The organism is Methylocystis suflitae (genome assembly GCF_024448135.1).
In the GTDB taxonomy this organism is placed as follows: Bacteria; Pseudomonadota; Alphaproteobacteria; order Rhizobiales; family Beijerinckiaceae; genus Methylocystis; species Methylocystis suflitae.
Map to the genome: position 1 here is coordinate 38896 of NZ_JAMRYX010000017.1, position 19621 is coordinate 58516.

The 19621-nt window shown below is 63.3% G+C and carries 19 protein-coding genes and 1 other RNA gene; 9 read left to right on the plus strand and 11 right to left on the minus strand.

Annotation, left to right across the window (positions count from 1 at the left end):
• Positions 1 to 97: 97 nt before the first annotated feature.
• On the minus strand, positions 98 to 331 hold the full coding sequence (locus NEI07_RS01150) for a hypothetical protein (RefSeq protein ID WP_256032146.1): 234 nt from the start codon (positions 329 to 331) through the stop codon (positions 98 to 100).
• 270 nt (positions 332 to 601) lie between these two features.
• On the opposite strand from NEI07_RS01150, the gene NEI07_RS01155 reads away from it, so the two are divergent.
• The 4 genes from NEI07_RS01155 (at position 602) to NEI07_RS01170 (ending at position 5966) form a co-directional block, all read left to right on the plus strand.
• Complete coding sequence (locus NEI07_RS01155; protein WP_256032147.1) at positions 602 to 2065, plus strand: amino acid permease; 1464 nt, start codon at positions 602 to 604, stop codon at positions 2063 to 2065.
• A 145-nt stretch (positions 2066 to 2210) separates the two neighbouring features.
• Positions 2211 to 3653 (plus strand): cryptochrome/photolyase family protein, encoded by a 1443-nt coding sequence (locus NEI07_RS01160; protein ID WP_256032148.1) that lies wholly within the window; start codon positions 2211 to 2213, stop codon positions 3651 to 3653.
• Positions 3654 to 3779: 126 nt separating this feature from the next.
• Positions 3780 to 4802 carry a nicotinate-nucleotide--dimethylbenzimidazole phosphoribosyltransferase gene (gene cobT, locus NEI07_RS01165; protein ID WP_256032149.1) on the plus strand — a complete coding sequence of 341 codons (1023 nt, stop codon included), beginning with the start codon at positions 3780 to 3782 and terminating at the stop codon, positions 4800 to 4802.
• 216 nt (positions 4803 to 5018) lie between these two features.
• Positions 5019 to 5966: a LysM peptidoglycan-binding domain-containing protein gene (locus NEI07_RS01170; protein WP_256032150.1), complete on the plus strand. Its 948-nt coding sequence runs from the start codon at positions 5019 to 5021 to the stop codon at positions 5964 to 5966.
• Between the two features lie 70 nt (positions 5967 to 6036).
• Here the strand turns inward: NEI07_RS01170 and NEI07_RS01175 are convergent, their stop codons facing one another.
• The 4 genes from NEI07_RS01175 to mnmA form a co-directional block, all read right to left on the minus strand.
• Positions 6037 to 6639: a 5-formyltetrahydrofolate cyclo-ligase gene (locus tag NEI07_RS01175; protein WP_256032151.1), complete on the minus strand. Its 603-nt coding sequence runs from the start codon at positions 6637 to 6639 to the stop codon at positions 6037 to 6039.
• 26 nt (positions 6640 to 6665) lie between these two features.
• Positions 6666 to 6820: non-coding RNA, 6S RNA (ssrS, locus tag NEI07_RS01180), on the minus strand.
• A 54-nt stretch (positions 6821 to 6874) separates the two neighbouring features.
• Positions 6875 to 7597 carry a class I SAM-dependent methyltransferase gene (locus tag NEI07_RS01185; protein WP_256032153.1) on the minus strand — a complete coding sequence of 241 codons (723 nt, stop codon included), beginning with the start codon at positions 7595 to 7597 and terminating at the stop codon, positions 6875 to 6877.
• Positions 7594 to 8823 (minus strand): tRNA 2-thiouridine(34) synthase MnmA, encoded by a 1230-nt coding sequence (gene mnmA, locus NEI07_RS01190; RefSeq protein ID WP_256032154.1) that lies wholly within the window; start codon positions 8821 to 8823, stop codon positions 7594 to 7596. Before mnmA ends, NEI07_RS01185 begins: the two co-directional genes overlap by 4 nt.
• Before the next feature lie 250 nt (positions 8824 to 9073).
• Here mnmA and NEI07_RS01195 point away from each other — a divergent pair, with 250 nt between their 5' ends.
• Positions 9074 to 10006, plus strand: a complete 933-nt coding sequence (locus tag NEI07_RS01195) for a ribose-phosphate pyrophosphokinase (RefSeq protein WP_256032182.1) — start codon at positions 9074 to 9076, stop codon at positions 10004 to 10006.
• A gap of 47 nt (positions 10007 to 10053) precedes the next feature.
• Here NEI07_RS01195 and NEI07_RS01200 read toward each other — a convergent pair whose 3' ends face one another.
• Complete coding sequence (locus NEI07_RS01200) at positions 10054 to 10509, minus strand: hypothetical protein (RefSeq protein ID WP_256032155.1); 456 nt, start codon at positions 10507 to 10509, stop codon at positions 10054 to 10056.
• A gap of 129 nt (positions 10510 to 10638) precedes the next feature.
• Between NEI07_RS01200 and NEI07_RS01205 the strand changes: the two genes are divergently transcribed.
• Positions 10639 to 11583 carry a helix-turn-helix domain-containing protein gene (locus NEI07_RS01205; RefSeq protein ID WP_256032156.1) on the plus strand — a complete coding sequence of 315 codons (945 nt, stop codon included), beginning with the start codon at positions 10639 to 10641 and terminating at the stop codon, positions 11581 to 11583.
• A gap of 144 nt (positions 11584 to 11727) precedes the next feature.
• Here NEI07_RS01205 and NEI07_RS01210 read toward each other — a convergent pair whose 3' ends face one another.
• The 3 genes from NEI07_RS01210 to NEI07_RS01220 all read right to left on the minus strand — a co-directional run bounded on the left by NEI07_RS01210 (position 11728) and on the right by NEI07_RS01220 (position 14374).
• Positions 11728 to 12306: a hypothetical protein gene (locus tag NEI07_RS01210; protein WP_256032157.1), complete on the minus strand. Its 579-nt coding sequence runs from the start codon at positions 12304 to 12306 to the stop codon at positions 11728 to 11730.
• Positions 12307 to 12486: 180 nt separating this feature from the next.
• On the minus strand, positions 12487 to 12786 hold the full coding sequence (locus tag NEI07_RS01215; protein WP_256032158.1) for an Os1348 family NHLP clan protein: 300 nt from the start codon (positions 12784 to 12786) through the stop codon (positions 12487 to 12489).
• Between the two features lie 52 nt (positions 12787 to 12838).
• Entirely contained in the window at positions 12839 to 14374 is a 1536-nt protein-coding gene (locus tag NEI07_RS01220; protein ID WP_256032159.1) for a B12-binding domain-containing radical SAM protein, read from the minus strand.
• A gap of 168 nt (positions 14375 to 14542) precedes the next feature.
• Here NEI07_RS01220 and NEI07_RS01225 point away from each other — a divergent pair, with 168 nt between their 5' ends.
• Entirely contained in the window at positions 14543 to 16087 is a 1545-nt protein-coding gene (locus NEI07_RS01225) for an acyl-CoA synthetase (RefSeq protein WP_256032160.1), read from the plus strand.
• Between the two features lie 89 nt (positions 16088 to 16176).
• Here the strand turns inward: NEI07_RS01225 and NEI07_RS01230 are convergent, their stop codons facing one another.
• Positions 16177 to 16653 carry an integration host factor subunit alpha gene (locus NEI07_RS01230; RefSeq protein ID WP_256032162.1) on the minus strand — a complete coding sequence of 159 codons (477 nt, stop codon included), beginning with the start codon at positions 16651 to 16653 and terminating at the stop codon, positions 16177 to 16179.
• 556 nt (positions 16654 to 17209) lie between these two features.
• Between NEI07_RS01230 and NEI07_RS01235 the strand changes: the two genes are divergently transcribed.
• Positions 17210 to 17575 carry a hypothetical protein gene (locus NEI07_RS01235; protein WP_256032163.1) on the plus strand — a complete coding sequence of 122 codons (366 nt, stop codon included), beginning with the start codon at positions 17210 to 17212 and terminating at the stop codon, positions 17573 to 17575.
• A gap of 130 nt (positions 17576 to 17705) precedes the next feature.
• On the opposite strand, the gene NEI07_RS01240 is transcribed toward NEI07_RS01235, so the two are convergent.
• Entirely contained in the window at positions 17706 to 18092 is a 387-nt protein-coding gene (locus NEI07_RS01240) for an AprI/Inh family metalloprotease inhibitor (RefSeq protein ID WP_256032165.1), read from the minus strand.
• Positions 18093 to 18269: 177 nt separating this feature from the next.
• Between NEI07_RS01240 and hemN the strand changes: the two genes are divergently transcribed.
• Positions 18270 to 19616 carry an oxygen-independent coproporphyrinogen III oxidase gene (hemN, locus tag NEI07_RS01245; RefSeq protein WP_256032166.1) on the plus strand — a complete coding sequence of 449 codons (1347 nt, stop codon included), beginning with the start codon at positions 18270 to 18272 and terminating at the stop codon, positions 19614 to 19616.
• Positions 19617 to 19621: the final 5 nt, after the last annotated feature.

Sequence of the window (19621 nt, forward strand, 5' to 3'; positions counted from 1 at the left end):
GGCGTCCTTGTTGCGAAGTTTGGGAGATGCGCGTCTGTGTCTGCCGCCGCCGCGTGCCTGTCGGGGGGCGCGAGACATTAAGGCGCAGGACCGTTAATTAGCCGCGAATCGGCTCATTGCGGATCGCGGTCCGCATGAAGAAATAGAGTCCGATCAGCCCGGCGAGAGAGAATATAACTTCGAGCGAGCGGCTGATGAGCGGATCAAGCTGAAAAAGGCCGCCCAGCGCCCAGCCCGCGGCCCAGGACGCGCCGACAAGCTCGGTGCCGACCAAGACCGCCACGGCGACGAGCGTCGACAAGTGCAGATAATTGATGGGCTTCTTGCTCATGGCCTCATTCTCGAGCTCGACCCTTTAACAGGCGGCAACGCCGCGCTCACGTTTTGCTATAGCAAAGGCAGCTGCAAGGCAAGCTGGAGGGACCGCGCCGCGGTGCTCGACGAGCGCGAAGTCGTGGATCTGGAACGCTAATTGACGCGCTCCGCGATCGCGCGCCGCTTCCGGCGGTCTTTCCGCTTGTATGTTATGGCGTCGCAATGATAATCGGCGCCGCCGAAGGCGCGGCGCGCTCGCCACGTCGCGAATTCGAAGGGGTGACGCTTGTTCCAAGGCGCCAGCAAGAGCTATCTGAACCGCAAGTCCGTCCACAAGATCATCGCCGATCACGCCGCCGCGGACGGAGATGGCCTTAAGCGCGCGCTCGGCTGGGCGTCGTTGATGTCGCTCGGAGTCGGCGGAATTATCGGCGCCGGCATTTTCGTGCTGACAGGCACGGCGGCGGCGAATTACGCCGGGCCCGGCGTCATGATCTCCTTCATGCTGTCGGGGCTCGCCTGCGCCTTCGTCGCGCTCTGCTACGCGGAGCTTGCGTCGCTTATTCCCGTCTCGGGGAGCACCTACACTTACACGTACGTGACGCTCGGCGAGATTTTCGCCTGGATCATCGGCTGGAATCTGGTGCTCGAATATGCCGCGGGCGCGGCAACGGTCGCGGTCGGCTGGGGCGGCTATTTCAATCGCGTCATGCAAGGGCTTGGCATACATTTGCCGCCCGAACTGACGACGGCCTTTTTTGCCGATCCGACCGCGCATGGGGCGCCGCCCGGCGCCGTGCATGGGTTGTTCAATGTGCCCGCCGCTGGAATCGTCCTATTGCTGACCGCGCTGCTCGTGCGCGGCACGTCCGAGTCGACGCTGTTCAATAACGTCATCGTCGCCATCAAAGTCACTGTCGTGCTGATGGTGATCGTGTTTGGCGCTGCGCATATCGACTACGCCAATTGGTCGCCGATCATTCCGGAGAACACGGGCGACTTCGGAACTTACGGCTGGAGCGGCGTCGTGCGCGGCGCTTCGGTTGTGTTCTTCGCCTATATCGGCTTCGATTCCGTCTCGACCGCGGCGCAGGAGGCGCATAATCCACAACGGGACGTGCCGATTGGCATCGTCGGCTCGCTCATCATCTGCACGATTCTCTATATCGCCGTGGCGGCGGTGGCGACCGGCGTCGTCAACTACAAGGAGCTGGGCGTTCCGGATCCGATGGCGCTGGTCATGGATCGCACCGGCGTCTCGTGGCTCGCCTGGGCGGTGAAGCTCGGCGCGCTGGCCGGACTGACGACGGCGATTCTGGTGCTGCTCTACGGGCAGACGCGCATTTTCTTCGCCATGGCGCATGACGGTCTGTTGCCCCCGATCTTTGCGAGGCTTCACCCGACATGGCGCACGCCCGCCGTAAGCCAGATCCTCGTCGGCGTGGTCGTGGCGCTCGCGGCGGGTCTGTTGCCGCTCGATATTCTCGGCGAAATGGTGAGCATCGGGACGCTGGCGGCTTTCGCGCTCGTCTGCTTGGCGGTGCTGCGCCTGCGTCGCATGCATCCGGATATCAGGCGTCCATTCCGCGCGCCGGGGATCCCATGGTTGCCCGTCGCCGGCATTTTGTCCTGTTTCGCGCTGATGGTCGCGCTTCCGCTCGACACTTGGCTACGGCTGCTGATCTGGACCGTCATCGGCGTCGCCATCTACCTCCTTTATGGCTTCAAGCACGCCAAACGCCTCCATTAGGGGGCTGGCGCGACGAGATTGACGTCCTGAAAGCGCGGACGGGGGAACCCTTGGCCGCCGGCGAGGTTACGACTTAGTCCCGATCCTTCGTCGCAGCGGAGCGATCGGGCGTGACCTTTCGGAACGTCAAACGGGGTTCTCCGACATGAATGCGCCGGCGATCGTCTGGTTTCGCAATGATTTGCGCATCTCGGACAATCCGGCGCTGGCGGCGGCCGCACGAACGGGCGCGCCGCTCGTCGCCCTTTACATCCTGGACGACGAAAGTCCCGGAGAATGGCGCACGGGCGCCGCGGCGCGTTGGTGGCTGCACCACTCTCTCAGGGCGCTGTCCGAGAGCCTCGCCGGCAGGGGCGTGTCGCTGACCCTGCGCCGGGGGCGAGCGCATTACGTCTTCGAGCAGATTGTCGCCGAAACCGGCGCCGGCGCCGTCTTCTGGAACAAGCTCTACGAGCCCTGGGCGATCCGGCGAGATGCGGAACTTGAGGCGCAGCTGCGCGATGATGCCGTAGAAACTCATTGTTTCCATGATTCTGTACTCTTCGAGCCGGAGAAGCTTCGCACCAAATTGGGCGAAAATTTCCGGATCTTCACGCCTTTTTGGCGCGCCTGCCTCGCCGCGCCGCCGCCAGAGCGGCCGCTTCCGGCGCCCGAAATCCTGCACGCCGCGCCCCTTCCGCCAGACAGCGACGATCTCGACGCCTGGCGGCTGTTGCCCCAGAACCCCGATTGGGCGATCGGCATGCGCAAGGTCTGGCTCGTCGGTGAGACGGCGGCGCGCGCCGAGCTTGCAGACTTCGCGCGTCACCATGTCGGCGACTACAAGGTTGAACGCGATTTCATGGGCCGCGTCGGCGTCTCCAGGCTTTCCCCGCATCTGCACTTTGGCGAATTGTCGCCACGCGAAGTCTGGCACGCGATCAGCGAGCCTCAAAGCATTGGCGGCGAAGCCTATCTGAGGGAACTCGGCTGGCGGGAGTTCTGCCATCACTTGCTGATCGCCCATTGGGACCTGCCGGACTGCCCTTTGGACAGGACCTTTGAGCGCTTTCCCTATCGCGACGACGAGACGTCGCTCGACGCCTGGCGGAACGGTCAGACCGGCTATCCGCTCGTCGACGCCGCGATGCGCGAATTATGGATCACGGGCTGGATGCACAATCGCGCGCGTCTTGTTTCGGCGAGCTTCCTGATCAAGCACCTGCTCATTGACTGGCGGAAGGGGGAGCGCTGGTTCTGGGACACGCTGGTCGACGCCGATCTCGCCAACAACAGCGCCAATTGGCAGTGGGTGGCGGGCTGCGGCGCCGACGCCGCGCCTTATTTCCGCATCTTCAATCCTGCGCTTCAGGGCGAAAAATTTGATCCGGACGGCGCCTATGTGCGCCGTTACGTGCCGGAGCTCGCGGGGCTCGACGCCCGCTACATCCATCGTCCGTGGGCGGCGCCGGAGGATGTCTTGCGCGCGGCAGGCGTAAGGTTAGGCGTCACCTATCCCCATCCGATCATCGATCACGCCGAAGCCCGCGAGCGCGCGCTCGCGGCATTCGAGTCGATGCGGAGCCAGGCGGCGTTGCGACCGGCGTAGCGGCATTGCGAGGAGGCGAAGCAACGCTCACGCCGTCATTGCTCGCGATGACGGCTAAATTGCTTCGCTGCGCCAGAATGACGCGGGCGCTCGCCAATATCGCCGCGAGCCGGTAAAGCCGGCGGCATGTCTCACGCCATTCATCCCTTCGAAGAAATCCGCATCCTGTTGGCGGCTCTGCCGGGCCCCGATCTTCAAGCCGCGGCGGCGGTCCGCGCGCGCGACGGCCGGCTCACCAAGCCGCCTGGCGCGCTCGGTCGTCTCGAAGAGATCGTCGAATGGCTGGCCGCCTGGCAGGGCAGGGCGGAGCCCGCGATCGAGCGCCCGCTCGTCGCGGTTTTCGCCGCCAATCACGGCGTCGTGGCGCAGGGCGTTTCGGCTTTCCCGGCGAGCGTCACGCAGCAGATGGTGGCGAATTTCCTCACTGGCGGCGCGGCGATCAATCAGATCTGCAAGTCCTATGGCGTCGGCCTGAAGGTCTATGAGCTGGCGCTCGAACGGCCGACGGCCGACTTTACTGTGGCGCCGGCCATGGACGAGCGCGAAGCGGCGGCGACCTTCGCCTATGGGATGGAGGCGATCCAGGGCGATATTGATCTCCTCGCCCCTGGCGAGATGGGCATCGGCAATACGACCAGCGCCGCGGCGATCTATGCCGCGCTCTACGGCGGGCCGGCGTCGTGCTGGACAGGACGCGGGACGGGCGTCGACGACGCCGGCCTTTCGCGCAAGAACGCCGCGATCGACGCCGCGCTGACGCTGCATGGACCGCATCTCGGCGACCCCTTAGAGATTCTGCGCCGGCTCGGCGGGCGGGAAATCGCGGCGATGATGGGCGCCATCGCCGCCGCGCGTCTCAACCGCATTCCTGTGGTGCTTGACGGCTATGTCGCCTGCGCCGCCGCCGCGCTGCTCCATGCGATCGCGCCCGAGTCGATCGCGCATTGCTCAGCTGGCCACGTCTCGGCGGAGGGGGCGCATCGCGACGTTCTGACGCGGCTTGGCAAGCGCCCGCTGCTCGATCTCGATATGCGCCTCGGCGAAGGCTCGGGCGCGGCGCTCGCCATTGGCCTGATCAAAGCGGCGCTCGCGTGTCATAGTGATATGGCGACTTTTGAGAGCGCGGGCGTATCGGAAAAATCGGAATGATTTGCGGATGGCCGGCGGCTTGCGCTCAAGAAACTGTCACATCCGCGGCGCATTGAAGTCAAAACCGAGGCGCGCGGCTAAGGCCGCCGGAGCGTTTCCCGATCACATGGAATCATATGATCGATAAGGAAACGCTCAAAATCAGAATGGTGGAGCAGGGTCTCGTCGGAAAAGCCTGTCAGCTTTTTCGGAACCTGCTCTAAGGAGCGCGCTTGCATGAACTCCGATCTCACATCCGCCTACGCAGCCGTGATCTTGATGGCGGCGCTTGCGGCGGCGCTGCCCTTTCATCTCAGTCGCATCCTGGGTCCGCAGCGGCTGCTTCACGCGGCCTATGCCGCCGCCGCACTTGGGCTGTTTTGTCTATTGGGCGCGACCGCCTTCGGCTGGACGGTCGACCGACAAGGCGCGCTGCTTTGGGTCTACCTCGCGCTTTTCCTTCTCGCAGCAGGGATTGCGGCGCGACGCCGCATGACGCTCGGCGCGATTGGGCTGCCCTGGCTTTCGGCGCTGATCCAGCTCGGCGTCGTCGCTTACATGTTTGCGCCGGATTCGTTCCGAAAGCCGCCGCTGACGGCGGCGCTGTTCCTGTATTTCATGTTCGAAGCGCTCGTCTGGCTGCGCGGCCGCGAGGCGCAGGAGCCCACGGCGTTGGTGGGAGCTAATGATCGCGAGCGGCCGCCGCTTTTCCCGCCACGGCGCCATCGTGGGTTCGCCGAAGCTTCACTGGCGGCTGCGGCGATCGCCATCGCCTTTCTGCTCTTCGCTGGCCCACAAGCGGCGCATATCGCTCCGGAGTCAGATTCGGCGCAGCAGCAAGAGCCGCAAATTGAAGAAACTGCGGCGAGCGGCGTGACGACGAACAGCGAGGAGCCCGCTTCAGAGGCCGCTTCATCCGCGACCGACGAAGCGCCCAAGACAGAGAGCCGGGAAAGCGCGCCGGCGCAAGCCGCGGGCCATACGCCTGCCGAGTCCCCGCCGACCGTGGCGAAGGATCCCGGAACCTATACGGCGCGCGCAGGCGATACGTTTAAATCCATCGCCAAGCGTCTCTATGGCGCAACAAGCAAATGGCGCGCGATCGCCGAACTCAATCCCGACCTGAAGTCGAAAAAGCTGCGGGCGGGTCAAGTCGTCAACCTGCCGCCGGCGCCGGCGCGGTGAGGCGGCGGGAGCACCGATCGAATTCTCGGCGGCTCCTGTCGTACTCGGCCGAGACGTCCGCATTGGCGTCCTAGGCGACCGCGGTTGCGAACCGCAGCGTCTCCTGCTCGGTCATGAGGGCGTCGAGCCGCTGGTCATGCGGTTCGATCGGCACATGGTCGGCTTCCTGGCAGGAATAGGCGACGCCGACCGCGACGACCGGCTTCTTGGCGCGAAGGATCGAGAGCGTGGCGTCATAGATGCCGCCGCCATAGCCGAGCCGAAAACCGCGCCGATCGAAGGCGGCGAGCGGCGAAAACACAATATCGGGGTCGTATGCAGGCTTGTCGTCCGAAGGCTCCGACAGGCCGAACGGCCCTTTGACGAGGTCGTCGCCAGGTGCGAAGACGCGAAAGACCAAGGGATGCCGCACCTTGTGCATCACCGGCAACGTCACGCGATAGCCTTCGGCGGCAAGCGCATCGATGAGCGGACGCGTGTTCAACTCGCTGCGGATTGGCCAATAGACGGAAACGACAGGCGGCGCGCCCAGTTTCGCGTCGCGCGTAACGGCGGCGACCAGCGCGACGCCCCGGCGCGCGACGGACGCGGCGGCCTCATGCGCTTCGTGCGGCGCGATAAGATCGCGGCGCGCCAGCGAACGGCGCCGCAGCTCGGCTTTCAAATCGCTCATGCGAGAGCAATAACAGGGAAGGAGAGTGCGGGCCACAAGAGCCGTGGGACATCGATCCCGGGAACCTACAACGTAGGTGGGCGCCATATGACCAAGCCCACGGGCGAGGCCAGGGACAGCTCCCATAAGGATCGATAAGGCCCCGGGGAATAATAGTCCTGCACGCACCCCGCAGCGCCGCCTAGTGAATGTAGCGCCGCGCGCGGCCGGGCGCCAGTGGCGTCTGCGAGATTCGCTAGGCGAGCGCTAACTCCAATGGCGCGGACCTTTCGCGTTCTTTTCTCTCCGCCGGCAGGCGCTCGATCCGCGTCAGCGTAAACAGCCCGAAGGGCGCGAGGGGGCGGCGCTCGATCAGCTTCATTTGCGGGTTCTGGTCGATCCAGTCGCCGATGATCGACCAGGGAAATTGCGGACGCCAGCCGAGCTTGGGAGCCATATGGCGGTCGAGCCACGCCTCAAACAGCGCGATGGCGTCGTCCTTGCCGCTCACATGATTGACGAGCACGATCTCGCCGCCCGGCCGCAGCACGCGCGCGAGTTCGTCGAGCATGGCTTGCGGCTCCGGCACGACCGTCAGGACGTAAGGCGCGACGACGCAAGCGAAACTCGCGTCCGGGAACGCCATGCGCGTCGCGTCCATCTTCACGAGGCCGGCGACATGCGAGAGACGCTCGCGGCGCACGCGCTGCGCCGCGCGGCGCAGCATCGGCTCCGACAGATCGACGCCGACGACCTGCGTATTGGGCGCAAACATCGGCAGTTCGAGTCCCGTGCCGACGCCGACGTCGAGGATCGGTCCGTGCGCCTTCGAGGCCGCCGCCGCGGCGGCGCGGCGGCCGGGCTTCAGCAGCGTCGCGAAGGTCAGGTCGTAGATCGGCGCCCAGCGCGCATAGGCGGCCTCGACATTACAATTATCGAGCGTTTCGACTTCGCGCAAAAAATTCCTTGCTTCGCTCATCGAGGCGCCCTTCGCACTTCTTCGGCGCGCAGCGGCGGCGCCTTTGATGCCATCGTAATCGCGGGCTCGATCGCGGCGATAAATCCACCGCCGAGCACCCGCGCTTCGTTTTCGTCGGCGTCGTAGAAGACGCAGGCCTGCCCCGGCGAGACGCCGAATTCGCTCGCCGCGAAGATCACCAGCGCGCCGCCGTCGCCGTCCGCGATCACCCGCGCCGGAACTGGCGGCCGCGTCGAGCGCACGCGCGCCATGATGTCGATGCCCTCGGGCGGCAGGGAAGAGAGCGCGCCCTCGCCAATCCAATTCACGTCGCGCAGCTTCACGGCGCGCGTCTCCAGCGCCTCGCGCGGGCCGACCACGACCTGAGCCTTCGCGGCGTCAAGGCGCAAGACGTAAAGCGGCTCCGCGTCGCGGCCGGCGACTTTTGCGCCCAGCCCCAGGCCACGGCGCTGGCCGATGGTGTAGTGGATGACGCCCGCGTGGCGCCCCAGCACACGGCCGTCGAGATGCACGATTTCGCCGGGCACCACCGAAGCGGGCGCAAGCTTTTCGACGATGTCGGTGTAGCGCCCGGTTGGCACGAAGCAGATGTCCTGGCTGTCCGGCTTATCGGCGACCTCGAGTCCGAAGCGACGCGCCATGTCGCGAACTTCGGCCTTGGCGTAGTCGCCGAGCGGAAAGCGCAGCATCCGCAGCTGCTCGCGCGTCGTCGCAAATAGGAAATAGCTCTGGTCGCGCGCCGCATCCTTGGCGCGGTAAAGCGCACGGCCGCCGCGTCCGTCGTCGCGGGCGGAAATATAATGGCCGGTCGCGAGCGCGTGCGCGCCGAGGTCCTTCGCCGTTTCCATAAGATCGGCGAATTTGATGAACTGGTTGCAGGCGACGCAGGGCACGGGAGTCTCGCCGCTGGCGTAGCTCGCGGCGAATTCGTCAATCACCTTCTCGCGAAACTTGCTCTCGTAATCGAGAACGAAGTGCGGAATGCCGAGTCGCGCCGCGACATTTCGCGCATCGTGAATGTCGCGCCCGGCGCAGCAGGCCCCCTTGCGGTGCGTGGCTTCGCCGTGATCATAAAGCTGCATCGTGACGCCCACGACGTCGTAGCCTTGCTCCTGCAGCAGAGCGGCGACCACGCTCGAGTCGACGCCGCCGGACATCGCGACGACGACCCGCGTCTCGCGCGGCGAGGAAGGCTGCGGCGCATGATCCGATACGCTATTCGTCATTTACGGAAGCGACGCCTGTTTACTACGAAAAGTGGGGCGAGATGGGTAAAGGCGCGAAAATCGAGCGCCCGGCCCGCCGCGCATCGGTGAGGCCACTGTCACCATTTAGAGCATTACCCGTCCAAGAGGCAATCCTGTCGATATTTTTCGACCGAGAAAGCCGCCATCCCGGCGTCATATTGTTCGCAGCCGCCATCGCTGCTATGACGCCGCGGCGTTTGAGGCGCGGAGATGGATCTAAATGGCGGCGATGAAACTCCTGGCGGGCAACTCAAATAGGCCGCTCGCGGAGGCGATCGCCGCCCACCTCGGCATTCCGCTCTGTCGCGCCCAGGTTCGCCGCTTCGCGGACCAGGAAATCTGGGTCGAAATTCTGGAGAATGTGCGCGGGCAGGACACGTTCGTGATCCAGTCCACATCCGCGCCGGCCAACGACCATCTGATGGAGCTCCTGATCATGATCGACGCGCTGCGCCGCGCTTCAGCGCGTCGCATCACGGCGGTCATTCCCTATTTCGGCTACGCCCGCCAGGACCGCAAACAGGGACCGCGCACGCCGATCTCGGCCAAGCTTGTCAGCAATCTGATCACGCGGGCGGGCGCGGACCGCGTTCTGACCGTGGATCTGCACGCCGGCCAGGTTCAGGGCTTCTTCGACATTCCAACCGATAATCTCTTCGCCGCGCCGGTCATCGTGGCGGACATCAAGTCGCACCTTGAACTCAAGAATGTCATGGTTGTGTCGCCGGATGTCGGCGGCGTGGTGCGCGCGCGGGCGCTGGCGAAGCGCATCGACGCGCCGCTCGCCATCGTCGACAAGCGCCGCGAGCGCGCCGGCGACTCCGAGGTCATGAACATCATCGGCGACGTAAGCGGCCACAATTGCATTCTCATCGACGACATCGTCGATTCGGGCGGAACGCTGTGCAACGCCGCCGAAGCGCTGCTCGCGGCGGGCGCCGGCTCCGTCTACGCCTTCATTACCCATGGCGTGCTGTCGGGCGCGGCGGCGGAGCGCATCGCCAATTCGAAGCTGAAGCAGCTCGTCGTCACCGACACGATCCGCGCGACGGCCGCGGTCGAAGCCGCCCCCAACATTCGCGTCATTCCGATCGGCCATCTGATCGGCGAGGCGATCGCCCGCACGGCGCGGGAGGAAAGCGTCTCCAGCCTGTTCGATTAGGCCTTCCGTGAGGATAGGCCACGCGGCGGCTTTCTCGGCCAATCGAGTCAATAAGACTGCGAGCGGAAGCTTGCACGCAGGACGGTGAGGCAGGCGCCGGCGAAACCGAAGCTGGTCGTTACGATGCTCGCCATGAGATAGAGCCTGAACACGTTCGGACCCCAGCCTTCCGCCGGCGGGCCGTCGAGGATTGGAAACGCCGCCTGCAAGATGAACAGGCTCGAATTAGTGAATGCGCCCACGACCATTGCCCAGCGCACGGGCCAGACGAAAGGAATGCGCGTTCCGTAGAAGCCGAGCAGGAGCGCGCTCATCAGCAGGAAGTCGATATGGGCCTGCAAGAGGCGCGAGAATTTCTCTGGAAAGATCGCCGACATGAGCGGCGCTTCCATCTTGAGCGCCACCAGACACCAGGCCAGAACGAGCGCAACGAGCACCCACAGGGCGGCGCCCCTTAGCAAAATAATGTTGTTTTCATGGACCGATCGCGCGTTTTGACTCATTTTGACATCCCTGCTGATTTCAGCGGTTCGCCGCAGGGCGGATATGCAACATTCATCGAATCAGTGCTTGACCGAGGCGGCTGAAAAACTTGTCTGAAATGGATCTGCCGGGCGTGACGAGGGGAGCCGATGACGAAAGCGCAATTCCTTTCGACCGAAGGCGTGCCGCATGCCCGGCGCCGCGAGTGGCTCTGTGAGGTGATCGGACGTGAATACGCCCGCGCAGACGCTTGCGCCCTGCCGACGCAGCCGCTGTTCAATGAAATGACGATATATGGCGAAATTGACGTGCGACTCTCGGCGATCCGCTCAAACGCCATCCTCATCGAAAGACCGCAGCGGCCTGCGCTGCCCGACAGTCACGACGTGTTTCTGGCCGTTGTGCTGCTCTCGGGCGAATATTTTATTGAGCAAGGCGAACGCCGAGCGGCGTTGCGTCCTGGCGACATGACGATCTACGACGCCACCCAGCCGCACAAAATCTATTGTCCTGGCTCGTTCTCGAAACTGATCGTATCTCTGCCGCGGGCCGCCATGCGGAAGCGTTTGCCCGATATGGACCGTCGCCTGGCCACACCGATCGCCGGCGCGCGTGGACTTGGCGCGATCGCCGCAGCGCATATCCGTTCAATCGCCGCGCATGCCGCCGCACTCACGGATGAGTCCTTCGCGGCGGCGACGGACCATTGCGCCGACCTCATCGCCCTTTCCGCTGCCGATGCGCAACAAATTCCCGCGACCGCCCGCAGTCGCGACGCCACGCTGCGACGGGTGAAGCGCTTCATCGAAGGCCGCTTGGGCGATCCCCGGCTTGATCCGACCATGACGGCCCAGGCGCTGGGGCTTTCAATCCGCTATCTCAACGCGCTCTTCGAAGCTGAGGGCGTATCGCTGATGCGCTATGTTTGGTCGAGACGTCTCGATCATTGTCGCGCCGACCTCAACGCCCGAGCGCACGCCCCGATTGGCGAGATCGCCTTTCGCTGGGGCTTCAGCGATTTTTCCCACTTCAGCCGCGCGTTTCGCCGGCGGTTCGGACAATCCGCGCGCGAGATGCGGATGCAAGCCGAATAGCCGGCTCGATCACGCGCTATTTTGGCGCGATCGCCCAAATGCAGATGACGTGATCGAATCGAAAAGCTTAGAGCGCGCTTCGCGCAAAGCCCGGCGTCCGATCTTTCGCGAGCCGCGCTCTATGCTCAGCTTGTTGTCTCATTCTCAGCTGAGCAAGATATTTGACGAGCCCAGAAATAACATGCCCTCGATGACGCTAACTGAGAAAAAAAACAGGTGCGCGCGAAAGCATATCTTTGGATCATACCAATTCCAGCGCCGCAATATTCCATAGGCCGCGACGCCGTCCACACAAGAGAACAAGAAAAACGCACTCATTAACAGGGCGGCCTGAGTTGAAAAATTGGCGGCCGCCAGCCCGACGTAGACCAGTCCGCGCGAGCTGATATGGCCTAACAGCGCGGACCCTCGCTCGATTGGCACCATATATCTGACGCAGTAGGAGTCCGCGGCTCCAGCCGCCCACTCGGAGGATTCTTGCGGATCGTCTTCACTAAGGAAAACGCCAACGATGAAGACATATGCTGCTTCAACAGAGCCAGCGCCGACCCCAAAAGCCACCGCCTGCGTAAGGGTTACTGGCCAAGCGTAGAAGAAAAAAAGTAAAGCCGCTCCAAGCTCCGTGACGGCCGAGAGCGTCCCGTGAAACACGGCGATGGTTTTAGTCGTGAGCCGCTTTCGGAGCCGAGGCGTTAGGAAGATCGCAATGGCGTATTTAACCATCACGGAGAGCGCCCAAACGGCGGCTCCTGCCGCAACCGATTTCCAATCGCGCCACAGAATTACACAAGCTAACGGCGGCGCGACGCAAATCGCCGCTACCGCCGCCCAGGATTGAATGCTCCATCGGCCCGCGGCGCCTGGAGAGGTCATGTGATTAATTATGCGATATCTGCGTCGAGATCACTTTTTCTCGGCGACGACCGCCGATGACACGACAACGTTGACGACCGGTCTCGTCCCCTGGGTCACGACGCGTACGACCGGCGACACGAAAGCCGCGACGGCTTCTCCCGCGCCAGGGACCGTCAGTTGTTGACGAGCGCCGGCCTGGATCGCCTCTCTTTGAGGCTCCGTGAGGCTAATTCCAGCCTGTCTCAGAGCATTTTCCGGATCAGACTCCAATTGGTGCGCGAACTTTTGGTCCGTGAAGATACGACCAACCAATGCTCTCAAATGTTCTTCATTTTGCGTTTGCGTCATGTTTGCGCTCCGTCATTTCGCCCAAAGCTGGCTTGCAGCTGTTGAGGCGGCTCTACACTCCGATGTGGCGAAGGGGTCGCTCCATGGAGACGTGTTTCGGCGGCCGCGATTCCAGCACTTCGCGCATCGGTCGCTTTTCGCCGCCGAGAGAAACTTCCCGAAGATTCTGAAGACCGCCTTGCCCCTCATGTATCTCTTGGGGAAAATAGAGGGCGATCGGTTCCGGATGGCCGTATTCCACCATCGGCCGCTCGCCATATTTGAGTTTTGAGACTGTCTTCAATCCGAAGACTGCAGAAGTTATTTCACGTATTTCCGACGGACTTAATTTAACGCCGGAACGAAACAAATATAAATCTCGGAAAAATCCGAAGCTATTGTACATGGACTCGTTCACCAGTCCATTTTCGCGGTCCTCTTCCCAAAGCCGAGACCCGGGAATTTGACAATACCACTGCAATAAAATTCTCACGCCGTAAGTAGAAAATAGGTGAGAGGCGAATTGGCACGTTTTAATGACTTCGGCCTTCGTCTCCCAGGGAAATCCCAACACAAATGAAAAATCGGCTCGCTCCGAAAGATTATGCCGGTAGAGAAGACGCGCGGCGTCTTCGAGAATCTGGGTCGTCGTGCCCTTGCCGATCAGATCTAGGCCAGCGTCATAACCAGCCTCCGCGCCGACCAGAAATTGACTGGTGTATTCCGCGACTTGCGACACGAATCCGTCGTACAGCAGGTCGGTGGCCCTTGAGTCATAGACCAGCTCGGGGCGCAGATCTCGTTCTCGAAAGAGTTCGATCATCTGCAGAACACGCTTTGGATTCATCGAAAATTCGTCGTCGATAATATGTATAAAGTCGTGCTGGGTTCTGTACGTGTAACTCATCAACGTCTCAAGCCGATCAAGAAAGGCGTCTGCTGGCATGCCTCTCCAGGTTTGGCGGTAAGACGTGCTGCAAAAGGAACAATCAAAGGCGCATCCGCGCGACGATTCAATTGAGAGCGACTTGTAGACCTTCAAAGGGATTTCGCTGAAGTCCGGCATCGGAAAGTCAGCCAATTGCGTTTTTGTGATTTTCGGTCCAATCGGATTACGACAAATGTTCCCGTCTTTGTGTCGCCAAGTTAGATTTGGCACGTCTTCAAAACCAATGCCTCTGTCCAAAGCGACGCAGAGCGCTTCGATTGCGATCTCTCCCTCTCCTCGAATGATAAAATCGACCGGGAAGGCGTTCATGATGTAATGATCGAACATCGTCGGATGGATGCCGCCGAGCACAATCGGCACGTCAGGACGTAGCGATCTGACTTGTTCGATGACTTTGACCGCTGTCGGCCAGGACATCGATGTTGCGGCGATCCCAACCAATCCGCAGTCATCGATGTCAGGAGTGAATCGATCGACGCGCGCTGTGCCGGCCGCGATCAGGTCCGCGACAACCGCTTCAAATCCTGCGCGCCGTAGAACCGCCTGCAGAAGATAAACGCCATATGGCGGGCATTCCCGGACCGCATCCATGGCGATGGGTTGGGGTTCACCCCAAAAAAAATCATCCATAATCGGGGGTGCGAACAACACGACTTTCATTGAAATAGCTCGCGTTCGTAAGCTTAAAATCTCAACCCAGGGTTGTATAGCGTAATTTCATGAGTGAGTCCACAGCGCCCAGCCGGACTTTCTGAACGAATGTGTTGCGACCCATTTTGTGGGGGCGCGCTGCGTATGCGCGTTGGCCTTGCGCCGGAATGCCCGCAAATGCGAGAAGACGCCGTGCCTTCGACTACTTGTTCCGCTCGCGATCCCGTTCCGCCGCGCTTCAATCTCGCGCGCTATTGCCTTGCCGAAAATGCGCGGCTGCGGCCCGAGGCCACGGCGCTCACCGTCGTCGGCGACGCCGGCGCGCAGCGCTGGAGCCACGCTGAACTCGATCTGAAAGTGCGGCGTCTCGCCGCCGGTTTGCAATCGCTCGGCCTTCCGGCGGGCGCGCGCGTCATGATCCGCATGGGCAACGAAGCAAATGCGGCGCTTGCCTATTTCGCATCAATCGCCGCCGGCTATGTGGCGCTGCTCGCGTCCTCTCAGCTCACTTTCGAGGAAGCCGAGTTCATGGCGCGCGACTGCGGCGCGTCCGCGCTGGCGTTGGGCGCATCCTTCGAGAACGAGCCGCATAGCGGAGACTTCCACATCTTGCGCGGCGCCGATCTGGCGCGGCTCGCTGAGAGCGCGCCCATCCCGGACTACGTCGACACCGCCGCCGACGATCCCGCTTATCTTGTTTACACCTCCGGCACGACGAGCCGGCCGAAAGGCGTCTTGCATGCGCATCGCGCCGCTTGGGGCCGGAGGCCGATGCGGGAGCATTGGACGGGGCTCGGCCCCGGCGACGTGATGTTGCACGCCGGCGCAATCAATTGGACCTATACGCTTGGAGTCGGCGTCGTCGATCCACTGTCGGCCGGCGCCAGCGCGGTGCTTTACAACGGGCATCCAGATCCTGCCGCATGGCCGCGTCTCATCGAAACCTATCGCGCGACGATTTTCGCCGCCGTGCCCGGCGTCTTCCGGCAGATCCTCAAATATGGCGCGCTGGAAGCGGCCAATCTATCGAGCCTGCGCCATGCGCTCTCCGCCGGCGCGGCGCTGCCGTCGAGCCTGCTCGCCGAGTGGCGCACGCGCACGGGCAAGGAGATTTTCGAAGCCTTCGGCATGAGCGAGATTTCGACCTTCGTCTCCAGCGGACCAACCGCGCCGGTGCGTCCCGATTCGCCGGGCAGGCCGCAGCCGGGCAGGGCGGTCGCGGCGCTGCCGCAAGAGGGCGGCGAGACGCCGCTTCGGCCCGGCGAAACCGGCCTCCTCGCCGTGCGGCGGGACGATCCGGGCATGATGCTCGGCTATTGGAACCGTGAAGAAGAGGAGCGGGAGGCGTTTCGCGGCGAGTGGTTCGTCTCGGGAGATATCGTCGAATTCGACGCGGACGGCTATATGTGGCGCCACGGCCGCGTCGACGAGGTCATGAATGCGGGAGGCTACCGGGTCTCGCCCGCGGAAGTTGAGAAAAGGCTGCTCGAGTTTAACGGCATCGTCGAAGCGGCGGCGGCGGAACGGCCAGGGCGCGACGCAACCGCGACGATCATCAAGGCCTATGTGGTGATGCGCGACGGCGCGGCGCGGGACGAGACGGCCATCCTCGAATACTGCCGCGCGCATCTTGCCGCCTACAAATGCCCGCGCGCGGTCATGTTCCTCGATGCGCTGCCGCGCAACGCCAATGGCAAGCTCAACCGCGCGGCCCTGCCGTAAATAGAGAGGGCCCGAAGGTTCGCCGGGGCGAACGGCGAACGATCGGGCCCCACGTCCGCTCACAGGGAGGAGCGCGGACTACCGGAAGCTCATGGAGCGAAGATTCTCGCGACTTCGGCGCCGCCGTTCTGCGGCGCGACGCGGCCACGGGCGCGCTTCTTGACCTTCGTCAAGGGAACCATGCCATTAATGGCCGACTTCATATTGGGCGACGCCTTGAAGGTTATGACTCGCCGCGCTTCGATCGGCACGGGCGCGCCGGTGCGCGGATTGCGGCCCGCGCGCTCGCGTTTCGTGCGCACGATGAACGAGCCGAAGTCGTGCAGCTTGAGCGACTCGCCGGACGCCAGAGTCGCCGCCATTTCCTCGATCACCAGGTCGGTCAGGCGCTTGGCTTCGCGGCGTGACATGCCTTCAATGCGGCGATGGATCGCCAGCGCAATGTCCTCGCGCGTGAGCGTGCCGCGCGCGCCGTCTTCATGCGATGCCGATTCATGTTCGACTTCGTCGCCATTGGCGCGCGCGACGAAGGGCTTCAGCATCTCTTTTGGATTCGCGATCGACATCAGCGCTCTAATCCCCAGTTTTGGGCCTGAAGCGGGGGGTTGCCTTTCCGCTTGGCCGAGGGATTGCGCGCAACTTGCGTCGGACCTGATTGCTCTCAGAAGTGCGGCAGATCGCATTGCCGATTGACTCTCTTTTCAATGCGCATCTCAGGCATCGACAAGAAGCCGCCGCACGTTCCAATTTGACGCAACTTGGCGCAATATCTCGTTTATTCTGCAGATTGCGTGCTAGCGCCCGGCGCGTGAGCCGCACCTTCGCTGGACGCTGCATCCACAGCGATTTCGCGGACAACTGGATGTTGACGCAGGCGCTGAGACGCAGAAAATCGTTCCATCTTGAAACAGCCAAGGCAGGAAATGATCAAAATGATACGCCTGGGCGCCGTGGCCTCAGACGCCAGTAGCTCAGCAGTCCCGCCGCAAAAGCTGACTGCCGGATGAACGACACGGCCATATCCGGTTCAGCTTACGTGGGTCAGATTGTGCGTATTGGGCAGGCGAGCTTGACGAACTGTCCTCCCCGACGCCTGCTCGCCGCCAGTGACCGGAGCCAAGCATGTCGCGCCAGCCATTCGTCCTCGCTGTCATCCTGGCGCTCGCGGCTTCCCCGGTCGTCGCGCAGGATCTGAGCGACGACTTCTCCGAAAGCCATGCTCCCGATCAAGGCGGAGGCTTTGATCATGGCCGGGGTCAAAGCGAAAGCTTTGATCATGGCCGCCACCAAAGCGAAAGCTTTGGTCATGGCTATGATCCCTATGATGACGGTCGCGAAGCCTGGTTTGCGCCGGAGCCTTATCGCGGCTCCTGGGCAGATCACGCCGACGCCTATTACGGCTATGGAGAATGCCATTTCCTCCAGGAGCCGGTTCTTGGGCAGTGGGGCGAGATCGTCGACTATCGCCGGGTACGAGTTTGCGATTAGCCGACGACCGCGCCACACGATCCGTCGCCGGCACCCCGCCCCTCTCGCGCGGCGACGGCGGAGAGCCTCCCGGAGAAATCCGGGAGGCTTCTTTCGCACAAGTCTCTCACTGATGAAGAGCTAAGGGTTGCTAGAGGGGGCGAAGGCCGAGCGCCTTGCCTTCCTTGTCGTCGCGCCGCCAAACGCCGTCGGCGCCCTTGTCAAAATGCGCCTTGTGGCCCTTGCGAGCGGTGAGCACGAGACGCCCCCGGTCGAGCCCCCAGCCGACTGGATCGAAAATCACCACGCCATTGTCCCGGCAGGCCGGCGCAAGCTGCGCCTTCAAGCCGGCGCGCCCGCGCGTGCGCGCGTCGAGCGTCAGCATGCAGCCCGTATCCTTGTCTCCCTCGCGAAGAATCGAGTAGCGGCCAGAGGCATCCGTCGAACTGGCGGCATATGCGAGCGGCGCCGAGGCGCTCACGGCGGCGACAAGGCAGAACCCCAGCCATTGCGGTCGTCGCTCAGAAAATATCGCCATGTGCGCTATGCTCCCATCCTCGTGAAATTGCCTCACTTTGCCTTTTTCCCGGCCTGCGTCCAGCCGATTCGCACGCGCCCGCGTCAAAGTGCGGCAGGCGTGGCTTTTGCGCGCGTGGCCGAGGCGCGCTATCAGTTTTTTTGATTGGCGCCGCGCGGCGGCGCGGGAGTCAGTAGGATGGACCCAGCGTCCCTGGCCTTGGCCGAAAGATCCGCGCCGCGCTACACGAGCTATCCCACGGCGCCTCATTTCTCCCAGTCGATCGGCGCCGACGACGCGCGTGCGTGGCTCGCGAACCTCGATCCTTCCTCGTCGCTCTCGCTCTATTTCCACGTTCCGTTTTGCACCGCAATCTGCGCCTATTGCGGCTGTCACACGAAGGCGGTGCGCCGGGACGCCCCGCTTGAAGCCTATGCGCAGACGCTCAAGCGCGAAATCGCATTGACCGCGGCGGCGACGCCCGCGCGGCGTGTCGCCAGCATCCATTGGGGCGGCGGCACCCCGGGCATTCTAGGACCGTCGCGTTTCAGTGCGGTCGTTGCAGTTCTGCGCGATCATTTCGATCTTGCCGCCGAAACTGAACATGCGATCGAACTCGATCCGCGCATTCTTGACGCCGATCTCGTCGAGGCGCTTGCCGCGGCCGGCGTTACGCGGGCCTCGCTCGGCGTGCAGGACCTGAACGCCCACGTACAGGAGGCGTCCGGCCGCATACAGCCCTATGAGACGGTGGCGCGCGCCGTGGAATTGCTGCGCGGCGCAGGGATCACGGCCATCAATTTCGATCTGATGTACGGGCTGCCCAAGCAGAGCGTCGAAGACGCCGCGCGCACCGCCTCGCTCGCGGCGTCGCTCGCGCCGCAGAGGCTTGCGGTCTTCGGCTATGCGCATGTGCCCTGGTTCAAGTCGCACCAGAAGCTGATCGACGCCGCGGCGCTGCCGGGCGCCAGCGAGCGTCTGGCGCAGGCGGCGGCCGTGCGGGCGACTCTTGAAGGCGCGGGATTCGAGGCGATCGGACTCGATCATTTTGCGCGACCCGAGGACCCGCTGGCGATCGCCGCGCGCGAAAGGCGCATGCGCCGCAATTTTCAAGGCTACACGATTGACGCCGCCGACGCGCTGCTGCCGTTCGGCGTTTCGTCCATCGGGCGTCTTCCGGAGGGCTATGTCGGAAACGCCACCGATCTTGCGGGATGGCGACGCGCGATCGAGTCGGGGCGTTTTGCAACGGCGCGCGGCGTCGCGTTCACGCGCGAGGATATCGCCCGCGCGGATCTGATCGAGCGCCTCATGTGCGATTTCGACGTTGACTATGGCGCAGTGGCTGCGCGGCATGGCTATGCGGAAGACGCCTTCGACGCTGCGCAGGCGTCTCTCGACGCTCTTGCGCATGATGGCGTCATCGACATACAGGGCCGACGACTCGCCGTCACCGAACGCGGAAAGCCCTTCGTTCGCCTTGTCGCAGCGGCCTTTGACGCCTACCTGCAGTCAGCGCCGGCGCGCCATTCCTCGGTGGTGTGAAGGCG